The organism is Azospirillum oleiclasticum (genome assembly GCF_013423485.1).
Taxonomy (GTDB): Bacteria; Pseudomonadota; Alphaproteobacteria; order Azospirillales; family Azospirillaceae; genus Azospirillum; species Azospirillum oleiclasticum.
Map to the genome: position 1 here is coordinate 267,316 of NZ_JABFFR010000001.1, position 12,011 is coordinate 279,326.

Here is a 12,011-nt window from a genome sequence, read left to right on the forward strand (position 1 = left end):
GTGGCGTGGGCGTTCCGTGGTTGATCCTCATCAGGCGCGCGGCATGCCCACAAATCGCGGAAGCGACGAGGATAATGCCGATCCCTGCGATGTGGCCTTCGTTTGGGCGTCACACCGCCCGGCGGAGTGTTTGAACCGGCTGGAGTCGGTCGTACTTCCACAAGGTGTCGCTGGGCTTCTCGCCGAAGAGTTGACGGTATTCGACCGCGAAGCGGCCGAGTTGGAAGAATCCCCAGGACACGGCCACGGCTGTCACGTTGGTCGTGGCCGGATCGGCCTCGGACAGAACGCGCCGGACATGGTGCAGCCGGGACAGGCGCATGTAGGTTTTCGGCGGAACACCGTAGAGTTCGCGGAACCCCATGTTCAGCGTCCGCCAATTGATTCCCAGGCGCTCACACAATTCCCGGATCGAGAGGGGAGAATTCGCCTCCTGGCGCAGCATGGACGCCGCCTTCCTGGCCAGGTGCTGCCGATGCGGCGGATCAATTCTCTGCAACATCGGCGTTGTGGAGGTCAGCAGCAAGGAGAGGATATCATCGGTGACCAGTTTGGAGACTTGCGGAGATTGAACGCTCGCGGGTAGCCGGCGCAGCTCCGAAAGAATCGCTTTCAGGCGAAGCACGACATTCATCCCGTGTTCGGGGCTGGGCAGGCACAATTCATAGGAGGAACCGGGCGTCATGTCCGTGCGGACGAGCGCTTCGGCATGACGCTCGAAAACGGCACGATCGATCGTCAACACCATGGCCGCGATCGATGGCGGTGCGGCAAACTCGAACTCCACACCGGGTTGGACGAGGGGGATTCGAAACGGTGTGAGCGACCGTCCGCAAAACCGGACCTGCGATGGGTCGCCATCGACTAATCCGATGCCGATCGTGTTCGGGGCGACCGTTCCGTTGATCACGTGCCCGGTGGACCAAACTCCCGTATCCAAACGCACGGCTTCGGTTTCGATGAAGACTTGATGGCCTCTGCCGGGACCCGGCGATGTCTGGACCGTTTGGTGCGGCCAGCCCCGCAGAATCGACGCCATCATGCTCTGAACGTCCAGAAACTGTTCACCGCCGGCGTTGCCTGCGCGAAACACCAACGTCATCAGCGCCCGTTCCGGTCGTTCACGAGACCGCTCCCTGTGTGGTCACACCGGTTATTTCGCGAAGCCGACGATCCGATCGGCCGCTCCTTGCTGCTCTTGCGCATATCTCCTACGGCAGCTCCCGATCCCTTTCAATCGAACATTTTCTTCAATTGGTATCATTCGGATGATGGAGCATGCTAATTTCGGATAGCCCGAATGGGTGGGGGTCCGGAATATGGATGTCGATTCGCCATGCGGCTGTACCGCGCGGGCTCAGGGGGAGACACCACATGATCCATTCCGCCGATACCGACGACTCGTCCCGCCGGGCAACGGATACGGTCGCCGACACTCTCGGCGCGGCGTTGACGGAGGCGCCGGCCCTGTCACGGCGGGGGCTTCTCGGTCTCGGCATCGGAGCGGCGGCAGCCTCCGCCACCATGGGGCGTGGGGCGATGGCGCAGGGTGCGCCCGCGCCGGTGAAGGCCGCGCCGGCCGCGCGCAAGCTGAACGTCCTGTTCGTCTTCTCCGATCAGGAACGCTACCGGAAGACATGGCCGACGGGCCTGAGCATGCCAGGACAGGAACGCATGATGCGTTCCGGCACCACATTCCATTCGCATTACTGCCCGGCGACCATGTGCACGTCGTCGCGCAGCGTGGTGATGACGGGCCTGACGACGCCGAACAACGGGATGTTCGAGAACTGCGACGTTCCCTGGATCAAGGGGCTGCGTCCGGGCGTGTCGACCATCGGGCACATGCTGCGCAAGGCCGGCTACTACACGGCGTACAAGGGAAAATGGCACCTCACCAAGGCGTTCGACAGTCAGGACCCCGACCGTCTCTTCACCACGGAGATGGATAAGCTCGGGTTCTCCGACTATCACGGGCCGGGCGACATCATCGGCCACACGCTGGGCGGATACCAGTTCGACCATCTGATATCCGGAAGCGCGGTGACCTGGCTGCGCCGCAACGGGCGCCCGCTGTCCGACAGCGGAAAGCCGTGGTGCCTGTTCGTGAGCCTCGTCAACCCCCACGACATCATGTACTACAACGCCGATGCGCCGGGCGAGCAGCAGCAGGACACCGGCGCCCTGATGATGCATGCCGCGCGTGCTCCGAACCATCCCATCTACAAGGCGACCTGGGACGAGCCGGTGCCGGCGAACCTGACGGAGCCGCTGGACGCGCCGGGCCGCCCGAAAGCGCACGGCGAGTTCATGAAGGCCTGGGGGTATGTGCTGGGCAACATCCCGCCGGACCAGGACCGCTGGCGCCGCTTCATCGACTACTACATCAACTGCACGCGCAGCGTGGACGCGCAACTCGCGCGGATCCTCACGGAACTCGAAGATCTCGGCCTCGCCGATGATACGATCATCATCTACACGACCGACCATGGCGAGGCCGCGGGCGCCCACGGGATGCGCGGCAAGGGACCCTTCGCCTATGAGGAGGTGACCCACCTTCCGTTCTACATGGTCCACCCCGACGTCAAGGGCGGCCAGGACTGCAAGGCACTGACCTCGCACATCGATGTCGTCCCGACCCTGCTGTCGATGGCGGGGGTTCCCGCAGGCCGCATGGCGGAGTTGGCGGGTGCGGAACTGCCGGGCAAGGATTTGTCGGGGGTGATGACCAACCCGAGCGCGGCGGGTGTCCACGCCGCCCGCGACTCGATCCTGTTCACCTACAGCGGCTTGGCGCTCAACGACGCCACCATCATCGAGCGGAACGCGAAGGCAAAGGCCGCCGGCAAGAACGTCTTCTTCGAATTGGCGAAGCAGCGATACCTGCCGGACCTGAAGAAGCGCGGCAGCCTCCGCACCGTCTTCGATGGCCGGTACAAGTTCAGCCGCTATTTCGCCCCCATCGAGCACAACACGCCGGAGACGATCGACCAGCTCTACAAGTTCAACGACGTGGAGCTGTTCGACCTCGAAAAGGATCCGACGGAGATGGTCAATCTGAGCAAGGACAAGTCGGTGAATGCCGAATTGACCATGGCGATGAACGCCAAGCTCAACACGATCATCGCGGCGGAAATCGGCGTGGACGACGGTCGGGAGCTGCCGAACATCCCCACGGTGGATTGGGCCATCGACCGGGTGGACATGTAAGGCGCACCGCCCACGCGCGGATCGAGGGGCGGTATCGGAACAGGGATTGGGAAGGGGTCGATATCATGATCACGCGCCGCGATTCACTCATTCTCCTTTCGGCATCCGTCTTGACCATGGCCCTGCCGGCAGCGGCGCTGGCCGATGCGCAGTTGGAGCGCGACGCACGGGACGCCCTCCAGTCGCTTTACCGGAGCAACGCCGTTGCGAAGTAAATGGGACGCAAGGCCGTTGCCGTGCTGGTCTTCCCGGAAATCGTCAAGGCCGGGCTCCTGATCGGCGGGCAGACGGGAACGGGCGTGCTGCTCCGTTCGGGAAAGACCGCGGGCCGGTATCGCCTGGCCGCCGCCTCCTACGGCCTGCAGGCCGGCGTCCAGAAATACGGCTACGCCCTCTTCTTCATGAAGGAGGAGGGGCTGCGGTACCTGGAGCGGTCGGACGGCTGGGAAGTGGGCGTCGGTCCGAGCGTCGTGATCGTGGATCAGGGGTTCGCGCGATCCGCCTCGACCACCACCCTGATGGAGGATGTCTACGCCTTCGTCTTCGACCAGTCCGGCCTGATGGCCGGAATGGGGCTGAATGGCTCGAAGATCACCCGCATGGATGGTGGCTGACGAGGCTGGAGTATCAAACTACCGTCGTTATCGCACGAGGATGCACCGGTGTGCCGGCGTCTCACCGGGGTTGCATCCACAAAACACGGACGAGGAATCGAGATGATGTTTCCAATTGCGGCGCGTGGCGTACTCCTTGGTGCTTTGACGATCGCGCCGTTCCTGGCCGTCCCCGGGACCATGGCGGAGGCGGCCACGGTCCAGAGCCAGATCGAGTCGATGAAGATCGAGGCGGTTGTGACCGCGATCGACAAGGCGGCCCGCACCGTCACCGTCAAGGCGCCGAACGGCAACAGCCGGGTCATCAAGGCCAGCGCCGAGGTGCGCAACTTCGATCAGATCGCCGTCGGCGACAGGGTCGAGTTGAACAGCCAGGTGGCCGGGATGCTCGATCTGAAGCGGCCCTCCGGCGATACCCCGACCCTGCAGATCGAGGAGGTTGCCAGCCGTGCTGCGCCCGGTGACAAGCCCGGCCTGTTCGTGGAAATGAAGGTTTCCGCGGTCGTCAGCATCACGCGGATCAATGCCGACTCTGGCGAGATCACCTTCGTCGGCCCGCTCGGCAACGCCTTCTCCCTGGTCACGACCGACGAGCCCTTCCGCCAGACCATGAAGGATTTCCGCGTCGGCGAGCTCGTCCAGGCCGTGTACATGGAAGCCTTGTCGATCGTGGTGTTGCCCAGGAAGTGATCAAGGGTGGGGCATGGGAAGGGCGGATCAAGGGATCGAGGGGCAACGATGAAGCGCTGGATGTGGTCTCTGTGCGCGGTGGTCTGCACGGCGGTGATAACGGTGTCGGCGGCCAACGCGGCGGGATCCGACCGGGGCACCGATGCCCCGGCGGCCATCCCCGCCGATGACGGGGCGTCGGCCACGCTCATGCGCATGGCCGACACGCTCGCCCGGGCGAAGGGACTGAAGCTCACGATTCGCGCGGACTACGACGTGCTTCAGGAGTCGGGCGAGAAGATCTCCTACCGCGAGCATCGCTCGATCGCGCTCGTCCGCCCCGACCGTCTGCGCATGGAGGTCCAGGAGAGCAATGGAGCGCGCTCCACCGTGTCGTTCGACGGGACGGCGATCACCGTCTATGACCCGAAGGAGAACGTGTATGGCCGCTTCGATCGGCCGGGTACGATCGACGACGCGGTGCGCACGCTGATCCAGGACCTCGACGTGCGGCTCCCGCTCGCGCTCCTGTTCGTGACCACGCTGCCCGATGAACTGGCCCGGCGGGTGATCGAGGTGGAGCGGGTCGAAACGGACGTCCTGACGGCGGTCCCGACCGATCATCTGGTGGGGCGGACGGAAGGCGTGGACTTCCAGGTCTGGGTTCCCGTCGAAGGACCAGCACTGCCCCAGCGGGTGACCATCACCTACAAGACCGAGGACGGTCAGCCCCAGTTCCGGGCGGATTTGACGGACTGGATCATCGACCCCGATCCATCGACCGCGGGGTTGGCTTTCAACCCGCCGGCCGATGCCGAGCGGATCCCCTTCCTGCTTCGTGTCCGCCGCGATGAGGCCGGTGCTCCGTCGAAGACTCCCGGAAGCGCCGAAGGAGCCGGAAAATGAAGATCCGTATGGCCCGTATCGTTGTTGCCGCGGCTGCGTCCATCGCGCTGGTGGCGGGACCGCTCCTGAACGACGCGGCTGCGCGTGAGCGCGGCGGTGGCCGGTCCGGTCAGGCCGGCTTCGCGCGATCCGGTCCGGGAGCGAGCGGTGGTTTCTCCGCGCCGCGAAGCTCGCGGCAGACGGCGGCGCGTCAGGCCGGGGCGACGCAGCGTTCGGGGCAGCGTGCGGCGACCGCGCGAACCGAGAGCCGCCAGAGCGGTGCCACGGAACGGTCGCAGCAGCGAGCGGAAACCCAGCAGGTCCGCGCGCAGGAACGGTCCGACACGCGCACGTCCAACGCCGCGGAGCGAACCGAGCGGACGGAAATCCGCCAGGGCGAGCGGACCGAACGCACGGAATCCCGCCAGGACGGACAGACCGAACGCACGCAGGCACGCACCGATGCCGCCCAGAGCGTCGCCAACAATTGGGATGGGCGGAATTATTACTACGACGACGATGACGACGAGTGGGGCTACGCGATCGCGGGGGCTGCGGTCGGTGCCGCGGTCGGTTTCGTGGCCGGTGCCGCCACCGCCCAGGCCGCAGCGCCGACCTATGTGACGGTCCTTCCCTGCACGCCCGTTGTCGTGGTGTCGACCGGGGTCAGCTACTACCGGTGTGACACGATCTGGTACAACCGCAGCTATGTGAATGGCAACGTCGCCTACGTGGTGGTTACGGCGCCGCCGGGATACTGACGCTTTGCCTGATCGCCACTCCGCTTCCTTTTACTGAACGTGCCCTTCTGGAGCGAAGAATGAACAATGTGTGGCAACGGGTGACGGCCGGCCTTCGCTGGGTTGGCCGGATGCTTCCGATCGCGGCCATGGCGACGACGCCGGCTTTCGCCGCTGACGAGTCTCCATGGTCGGTGGCGATCACGCCCTACGTCTGGGTTGCGGGGATCAGCGGCACGGTGACGGGACCGATACCGAACGCGCCACCGCTGGAGGCGAGCGCCGACTTCGGGGACGTGCTGACGAAACTGAACAAGATTCCGGTGATGCTCGCCGGCGAGGTTCGCTATGGGGCGTTCGGGATCACCGCCGACCTGATGGCGATTTCCGTCAAATCGAGCGTCAAGACCGATGGCCGTCTCTACTCCGGCGGCAACGTCAAGGTCGGACAGATCATCGGGTCGGCGCTGGGCACCTACCGCGCCGTCGAAACGGACACCCATATGCTCGATGTCGGCATCGGTTTCCGGGCGTTCAGTCTTTCGACGGACTTCACGATTGATGGCGCCCTGTTTCCGAGCCTCAGCTTCGAGCCGGACATGAATTGGGTGAACGCGATCGTCGGTGCCCGCTACCGTTACCGGTTCACCCCGGAGTGGAGCCTCAGCCTCTATGGCGACGTCGGGGGTGGAAGCGACGATGATCTGACGTGGCAGGCCTTCGGAACGGTCGATTACCAGGTGTCCCAGTCCACGACCCTGCGAGCCGGCTACCGCCATCTCAGCTTCCGTCACGACGAACGCATCCTTCGCCAGGACATCGATCTGAGCGGGCCGATCGTCGGCGCCACGATGCGGTTCTGAACGGGCGTGGACCCTGGGGCCGCGCGCGCGGTCACTCCGGCTGTCGCCACCAGCTTTCGATCGGCGATGTGGCCGTGTCGGAATCCGGCCGGCCGAACCGGTCCCAATGTGCGATCCAGACGGCGTTCGTGCGCCAGAACGGCACCATGTAGCGGCGCGCCGTCAGCAGGCGGTCGAAGGCGGTGGCGGCGCCGGTGACGGCCTCCTCGCTGCGGGCTGACAGCATGGCGTCGATGGCGGAATCGAGCTCGGCGTCGCGGGCACCGGCCAGCGCGTAGCTGCCCGGCCGGTCGGCGAGCGCGCTGCCCCACAACAGGCGCTCGGCGCGGCCGGGCAGGCGCGACGGGCTCCAGGACAAGGCCGCCATGTCGTAGCGGTGGTCGAGCAAGCGCTGCCGCGCGGCGCTCGGTTCCAGCGACGGGTAGGCCAGCGCGATGCCCAACCGCGCCAGCTCCGCCTCGAACAGGCCGAGCACCCGGACCAGACTGTGGTCGAGATAGGCGACCTCGACGGTGAAGGGCGCGCCCATCGCGGCGTCCACCCGCCGGCCGTCGCGCACCGGGAACCCCGCCTCGTCCAGCAGCGCCGCCGCACGGCGGAGAGCGCCGCGGCGGTCACCGGCGGGCGGCGGCTCGGAGCGGGGGCCGCCGAACAGGCTGTCGGCGCGCTCGTAAAGCCCGCCGAACAGAAGCTGGTTGGCGCGGTCGAAATCGTAGGCCAGCGCGATGGCCTCCCGCACGCGCGGGTCCTGGAAACGCGGCTGGCGCAGGTTGAAGACGAGGCCGGTGACGGCACCCGGCCCGCCGGTGCGCTGCACCGTCTTCCGGAGCCGCCCGTCGGCGAGCGGCGGGCTGTCGTAGGCGGTGAGCCAGCGGGTGGCGTCATCCTCGACCCGCAGGTCGATGCGGTCGGCGATCAGCGCCTGGAGCGCCACCCCGTCGTCGCGGTAGTAGTCGAAACTCACCGTGCCGAAATTCCAGCGCCCGCGGTTCACCGGCAGGTCGCGGCCCCAGTAATCCTCCACCCGCTCCAGCACCACCGTCCGCCCGGCGTCGAGCCGCGCCACGCGGTAGGGGCCGCTGCCCAGCGGTGGGGCGAGCGTCGCCGCCTGCGCCGCGCCGTCCCGCCAGACATGGGCGGGGTGGACGGGCATGGTGCCCACCAGCCCGGCCAGCTCCCGGTCGCCGGCCGCGTCCGCGGTGAAGACCACGGTGCGCCCGTCCGGTGCCTCGGCCGTGACGGCCCGGTAGCTCTGCCGGTAGAAGGGCGCGCCCTGCGCCTTCAACGTGTCGAAGGTGAAGACGACGTCGCGGGCGGTCACCGGCACACCATCGTGCCACCGCGCCTCCGGCCGCAGCCGGAAGGCGACGCGGCGCAGATCGTCGGACACATCCACGGTTTCCGCCAGCAGCCCGTAGTAGGAGGCCGGCTCGTCCTCCGCCGGAATCAGGAGCCGGTCGTACACCATGGTCCGAAGCTCCGCCGGCGTCGTGCCGGGAAAGCGAAGCGTGTTGGTGCTGTCGAAGCCGCCGATGCGGGCCATCCGCAATGCGCCGCCCTTGGGCGCCGCGGGATTCACGTAGGCGAAATGCGGAAAATGCGCCGGGTAGCGCAGGGCACCCAGCGGCGAAAAGCCATGGCCGGGTTCCGCGCCCGCGCCGGCGGACCACAAACAGGCAACGGCGAACGCGATGCCGGCGAGGCGGCGACACGGCGGGGAGGGCGGTGAGAGGAGCGGCATATCCCGACGCTAATGCAAATACGTCTCAATCGCAAATGTCGAACCACTCTGTCACCGGACGGTCATTTTGCCCTTGCCAACCGGCGTGCGATGATATGTTATCTAGTCATCCATACAACTGTACGGCCGAGCGTCCGACACCATGACCCTGCGCCAACCGACCATAGCAGCCGCGGACGCCGTGGAGGTCATCGACCGGTCCTCGCCCCTGCCGCTCTACGTGCAGATCAAGCGGCGGCTGATCCAGATGATCGCGGCCTGGGACCGCTCCGACCTGCGCTTCCACACCGACGACGAGCTGGTCCGCATCTTCAAGGTCAGCCGGATGACCGTCCGTCAGGCGGTGCAGGAGCTGGTGAACGAGGGGCACCTGACCCGCATGCGCGGCGTCGGCACCTTTGTCGGTGCCGAGAAGATGGACGAGAGCTTCACGCCGGAGATGGACTTCATCACCCAGTGGGCCGACCGCGGCCGGCCGCTGGTGCTGAGCCTGCGCCGCTTCGAGCGGGCGCCGTGCCCGCCGCGCTACGCCGCCTCGCTGGGTCTGGCGGAGGACGCGCCGGTGCTGCATCTGGAGCGGCTGCGCAGCAGCGGCGGCATCCCGATCTCCATCGATTACCGTTACATCCTGACGGACTTCGAGGACGCCTTCGACCGTGACAGCGTCGAGCATTGCTCGCTGCTCGACCTGCTGCGGACCCGCGTCGAACTGGACCGCGGCGTCATGCGGATCGAGGCGGCTTCGGCCGACGGAGAGATTGCCGAAATCCTTCAGATCCTGCCGGGCGACCCGGTGCTGGTCCGCCACCTCGTCTATCTCGACACGGCCGGGCGGCCGGTGATGGCCGGCTACTCCATCTACCGCGCGGACCAGTCGCGTTATGTGGTCACCGTCCCGGTCGCCAAGGGCGCCGGCGGGATCACCGAACTGTCGTCCGAGCTTCGGCTGGTCACCGCCGGCCACGAGCCGGCCCCCGCCCGGCCCAAGGTCCGCTGAGTTCCGCGGGGCATCATCCCCGCCACACGATCCGACATGAACAGGGAGAGGCAACAATGACCGGTATCGTCGACCTGCTGTTCCGCAAACGCGCCGCCCGCGGCCCGCTGGCCGCCGTGGCGGCCGTCCTCGCCCTCGCAGTCGGGGGCGGTACGGTCCAGGCCGCGGACCCCATCCGCATCGGCAGCATCCTCTCCGTCACCGGCCCTGCCGCCTTCCTGGGCGAGGACATGAAGGCCGGCATGGAGATCGCGGTGGACGAGATCAACGCCGCCGGCGGCATCAACGGCCGCAAGGTGGAGTGGATCTTCTACGACGCGGAGAGCCAGACCCAGAAGGCGCTGAGCGCCACCCGCCGCCTGCTTGGCCAGGACAAGGTCGACATCATCGTCGGCGGCGGCAGCATGAGCGGCATCGCGCTGGGCATGGCGCCCATGGCCGAACAGGCCGGCGTGCCCTTCATCAGCACCGAGGGCGCCATGGGCATCGTCACCCCGGTCGCCGAGCGCCAGTGGACCTTCAAGAGCACGGTGGACGACGACGCGGTGCTCGACCGCGTGTTCGACTATTTCGCCAAGACGGGCATCACCAAGGTGGCGCTCCTCGCCGACTCCAGCGGCTTCGGCCAGAGTGCGGTGGAGCAGATGAAGCTGCTGGCGCCGAAGCGCAAGCTGGAGGCGGTCTACGAGTCGTTCAACCCCAGCGACACGGACATGACCGCCCAGCTCACCCGCATCCGCGACAGCGGCGCGCAGGCGATCATCTGCTGGACCGTCACCCCGGCCGGCGTGGTGTTCCTGAAGCAGGCGCAGCAGCTCGGCCTCGGCGACCGCAAGCTGGTGCACAGCTACGGCTTCGTCTCGCAGCGCTACATGCAGCTCGCCGGCGACGCGGCCAAGGACCTGCTGCTGGTCAGCGTGAAGTTCCCGGCTGGCGACCAGCTTCCGGCCGACGATCCCACCAAGCCCGCCATCACCACGCTGATGGAGAAGTTCCAGAAGCGCTACAACCGCGCCCCCAACCAGTATGTCGCCCAGACCTACGACGCCATCCAGCTCGCCCGCATGGCGCTGGAGACCGGCAAGGGCGACAAGAAGAAGGTTCGCGAGACGCTGGAAACGCTCCAGGGCGTGCACGGTGCCGGCGGCGTCTTCAACTTCACGCCCGCCCGCCACTCCGGCCTGACCAAGGACGACATCGTGATGCTGAACTGGAAGGACGGGCGCTTCAACCTCGCCGACTACAAGTGAGCGTTACGGCCGGCACCGGACCGTTCCGGTGCCGGCCCCCGGCTCCGTCATTCCCGTCCGCGCACCCCGGCAAAGGACCCGTGCCATGCCCTTGACCCGCCAGATGACCCCGGAACAGGCCATGATGGCCGTCCACACGCTGCTCGACCAGCCGGAGAACCGGTTTCCGGTCAATTTCGACAGCGAGATCCCCCGCATCCGCGAGCTGTTCCACGCCGCCACCAAGAACCAGTGGGATCCGCGCACCGACATCGCCTGGGACCAGCTCGACCTGTCCAAATACAGCGAGGAGCAGCTTTTCGCCGCCCGCCAGTACTGGAGCCGGCGGGCGTGGAGCGAGTATGGCGCCATCTCGGAGAGCCCGGCCCTGCAGGTGCGTTTCGTGACGGAGGACCGGCCGTCCGACATGCAGCTCTTCTTCACCATCCGTTCGCAGGAGGAGGCGCGCCACGCCGAGGTCTGCTTCACCATGGCGGAGAAGCTGGGCGGCTATCTGGAAAAGCCGGTGCAGGACCTGTTCCAGGGCTCCGTCGCCACCCACGGCGTGCGCAAGGCCGCCCTCGACCCCGAGGTGCCGCTGGAGGCGATCATCGCGGCACTCGTCTGCGCGGCGGAGGAGATCGCCTTCGACGTCTTCCGCCACCTGACCGAGGTGACGCGCGATCCGGTCGCCCAGCAGATCTGCCGTCTGATCATGCGCGACGAGGTGCGGCACTGCGCATTCGGCTGGTACTTCCTGGAGCATCAGGTCGCCTCCATGACGCCGGAGCAGGTCCGCGTGGTGGAGGAGGCGGTCATCGCCATGATCGAGAAGGTGGAGCTGAACGGCTACCACAGCGCCTGGCTCGCCCCCGAGAATCCCGCCTCGATAGCCGAGGTGGAGGCCGACCGCCTGACCTGGGAGGCCGGGCTGGGCTCCACGGTGGAGGAGCTGGAGAAGCCGGTCTTCGTGGACAGCGTGGTGCGCATCCGCGACCGCATGAAGGCGCTGGGCATCGATCTGCCGACCTTCCATCACCCCAAGATCGGCCATTTCTGAGCG

At 66.8% G+C, this 12,011-nt stretch carries 12 protein-coding genes; 10 read left to right on the top strand and 2 right to left on the bottom strand.

Translation table 11 applies throughout. The features are described from left to right. Window positions 1-109 precede the first annotated feature (109 nt). Window positions 110-1,102, bottom strand: a complete 993-nt coding sequence (locus HL658_RS01210; RefSeq protein WP_180280066.1) for a helix-turn-helix domain-containing protein — start codon at window positions 1,100-1,102, stop codon at window positions 110-112. A gap of 272 nt (window positions 1,103-1,374) precedes the next feature. Between HL658_RS01210 and HL658_RS01215 the strand changes: the two genes are divergently transcribed. The 7 genes from HL658_RS01215 to HL658_RS01240 all read left to right on the top strand — a co-directional run bounded on the left by HL658_RS01215 (window position 1,375) and on the right by HL658_RS01240 (window position 6,981). Next, window positions 1,375-3,210 carry a sulfatase family protein gene (locus HL658_RS01215; protein WP_211109634.1) on the top strand — a complete coding sequence of 612 codons (1,836 nt, stop codon included), beginning with the start codon at window positions 1,375-1,377 and terminating at the stop codon, window positions 3,208-3,210. Between the two features lie 65 nt (window positions 3,211-3,275). Next, window positions 3,276-3,425, top strand: coding sequence for a hypothetical protein (locus HL658_RS36585; RefSeq protein WP_211109635.1), 150 nt, complete (start codon window positions 3,276-3,278; stop codon window positions 3,423-3,425). Continuing rightward, window positions 3,426-3,824: a lipid-binding SYLF domain-containing protein gene (locus HL658_RS01220; RefSeq protein WP_211109636.1), complete on the top strand. Its 399-nt coding sequence runs from the start codon at window positions 3,426-3,428 to the stop codon at window positions 3,822-3,824. A gap of 102 nt (window positions 3,825-3,926) precedes the next feature. Next, window positions 3,927-4,514 carry a hypothetical protein gene (locus tag HL658_RS01225; RefSeq protein ID WP_180280067.1) on the top strand — a complete coding sequence of 196 codons (588 nt, stop codon included), beginning with the start codon at window positions 3,927-3,929 and terminating at the stop codon, window positions 4,512-4,514. A 48-nt stretch (window positions 4,515-4,562) separates the two neighbouring features. Continuing rightward, window positions 4,563-5,399: a DUF2092 domain-containing protein gene (locus HL658_RS01230; RefSeq protein WP_180280068.1), complete on the top strand. Its 837-nt coding sequence runs from the start codon at window positions 4,563-4,565 to the stop codon at window positions 5,397-5,399. Further along, entirely contained in the window at window positions 5,396-6,139 is a 744-nt protein-coding gene (locus HL658_RS01235) for a hypothetical protein (protein WP_180280069.1), read from the top strand. The genes HL658_RS01230 and HL658_RS01235 overlap by 4 nt, the downstream gene beginning before the upstream one ends. Window positions 6,140-6,198: 59 nt before the next feature. Beyond that, a complete protein-coding gene (locus HL658_RS01240; RefSeq protein WP_180280070.1) occupies window positions 6,199-6,981 on the top strand; it encodes a hypothetical protein in 783 nt (260 codons plus the stop codon). A gap of 31 nt (window positions 6,982-7,012) precedes the next feature. On the opposite strand, the gene HL658_RS01245 is transcribed toward HL658_RS01240, so the two are convergent. Then, the gene (locus tag HL658_RS01245) at window positions 7,013-8,524 is read right to left on the bottom strand and encodes an extracellular solute-binding protein (RefSeq protein ID WP_180280071.1); all 1,512 of its coding nucleotides are present in this window, start codon (window positions 8,522-8,524) and stop codon (window positions 7,013-7,015) included. Window positions 8,525-8,864: 340 nt separating this feature from the next. On the opposite strand from HL658_RS01245, the gene HL658_RS01250 reads away from it, so the two are divergent. The 3 genes from HL658_RS01250 (at window position 8,865) to HL658_RS01260 (ending at window position 12,008) form a co-directional block, all read left to right on the top strand. Next, window positions 8,865-9,719: a GntR family transcriptional regulator gene (locus tag HL658_RS01250; protein WP_180280072.1), complete on the top strand. Its 855-nt coding sequence runs from the start codon at window positions 8,865-8,867 to the stop codon at window positions 9,717-9,719. Window positions 9,720-9,775: 56 nt separating this feature from the next. Continuing rightward, window positions 9,776-10,969, top strand: a complete 1,194-nt coding sequence (locus HL658_RS01255) for an ABC transporter substrate-binding protein (RefSeq protein ID WP_180280073.1) — start codon at window positions 9,776-9,778, stop codon at window positions 10,967-10,969. An 85-nt stretch (window positions 10,970-11,054) separates the two neighbouring features. Continuing rightward, window positions 11,055-12,008, top strand: a complete 954-nt coding sequence (locus HL658_RS01260; protein ID WP_180280074.1) for a ferritin-like domain-containing protein — start codon at window positions 11,055-11,057, stop codon at window positions 12,006-12,008. Window positions 12,009-12,011 lie beyond the last annotated feature (3 nt).

Bases quoted from the DNA above. Each gene is read 5' to 3' on its own strand.
- HL658_RS01210 (WP_180280066.1), bottom strand. From the start codon at position 1,102: ATGACGTTGGTGTTTCGCGCAGGCAACGCCGGCGGTGAACAGTTTCTG.
- HL658_RS01215 (WP_211109634.1), top strand. From the start codon at position 1,375: ATGATCCATTCCGCCGATACCGACGACTCGTCCCGCCGGGCAACGGAT.
- HL658_RS36585 (WP_211109635.1), top strand. From the start codon at position 3,276: ATGATCACGCGCCGCGATTCACTCATTCTCCTTTCGGCATCCGTCTTG.
- HL658_RS01220 (WP_211109636.1), top strand. From the start codon at position 3,426: ATGGGACGCAAGGCCGTTGCCGTGCTGGTCTTCCCGGAAATCGTCAAG.
- HL658_RS01225 (WP_180280067.1), top strand. From the start codon at position 3,927: ATGATGTTTCCAATTGCGGCGCGTGGCGTACTCCTTGGTGCTTTGACG.
- HL658_RS01230 (WP_180280068.1), top strand. From the start codon at position 4,563: ATGAAGCGCTGGATGTGGTCTCTGTGCGCGGTGGTCTGCACGGCGGTG.
- HL658_RS01235 (WP_180280069.1), top strand. From the start codon at position 5,396: ATGAAGATCCGTATGGCCCGTATCGTTGTTGCCGCGGCTGCGTCCATC.
- HL658_RS01240 (WP_180280070.1), top strand. From the start codon at position 6,199: ATGAACAATGTGTGGCAACGGGTGACGGCCGGCCTTCGCTGGGTTGGC.
- HL658_RS01245 (WP_180280071.1), bottom strand. From the start codon at position 8,524: ATGGCCCGCATCGGCGGCTTCGACAGCACCAACACGCTTCGCTTTCCC.
- HL658_RS01250 (WP_180280072.1), top strand. From the start codon at position 8,865: ATGACCCTGCGCCAACCGACCATAGCAGCCGCGGACGCCGTGGAGGTC.
- HL658_RS01255 (WP_180280073.1), top strand. From the start codon at position 9,776: ATGACCGGTATCGTCGACCTGCTGTTCCGCAAACGCGCCGCCCGCGGC.
- HL658_RS01260 (WP_180280074.1), top strand. From the start codon at position 11,055: ATGCCCTTGACCCGCCAGATGACCCCGGAACAGGCCATGATGGCCGTC.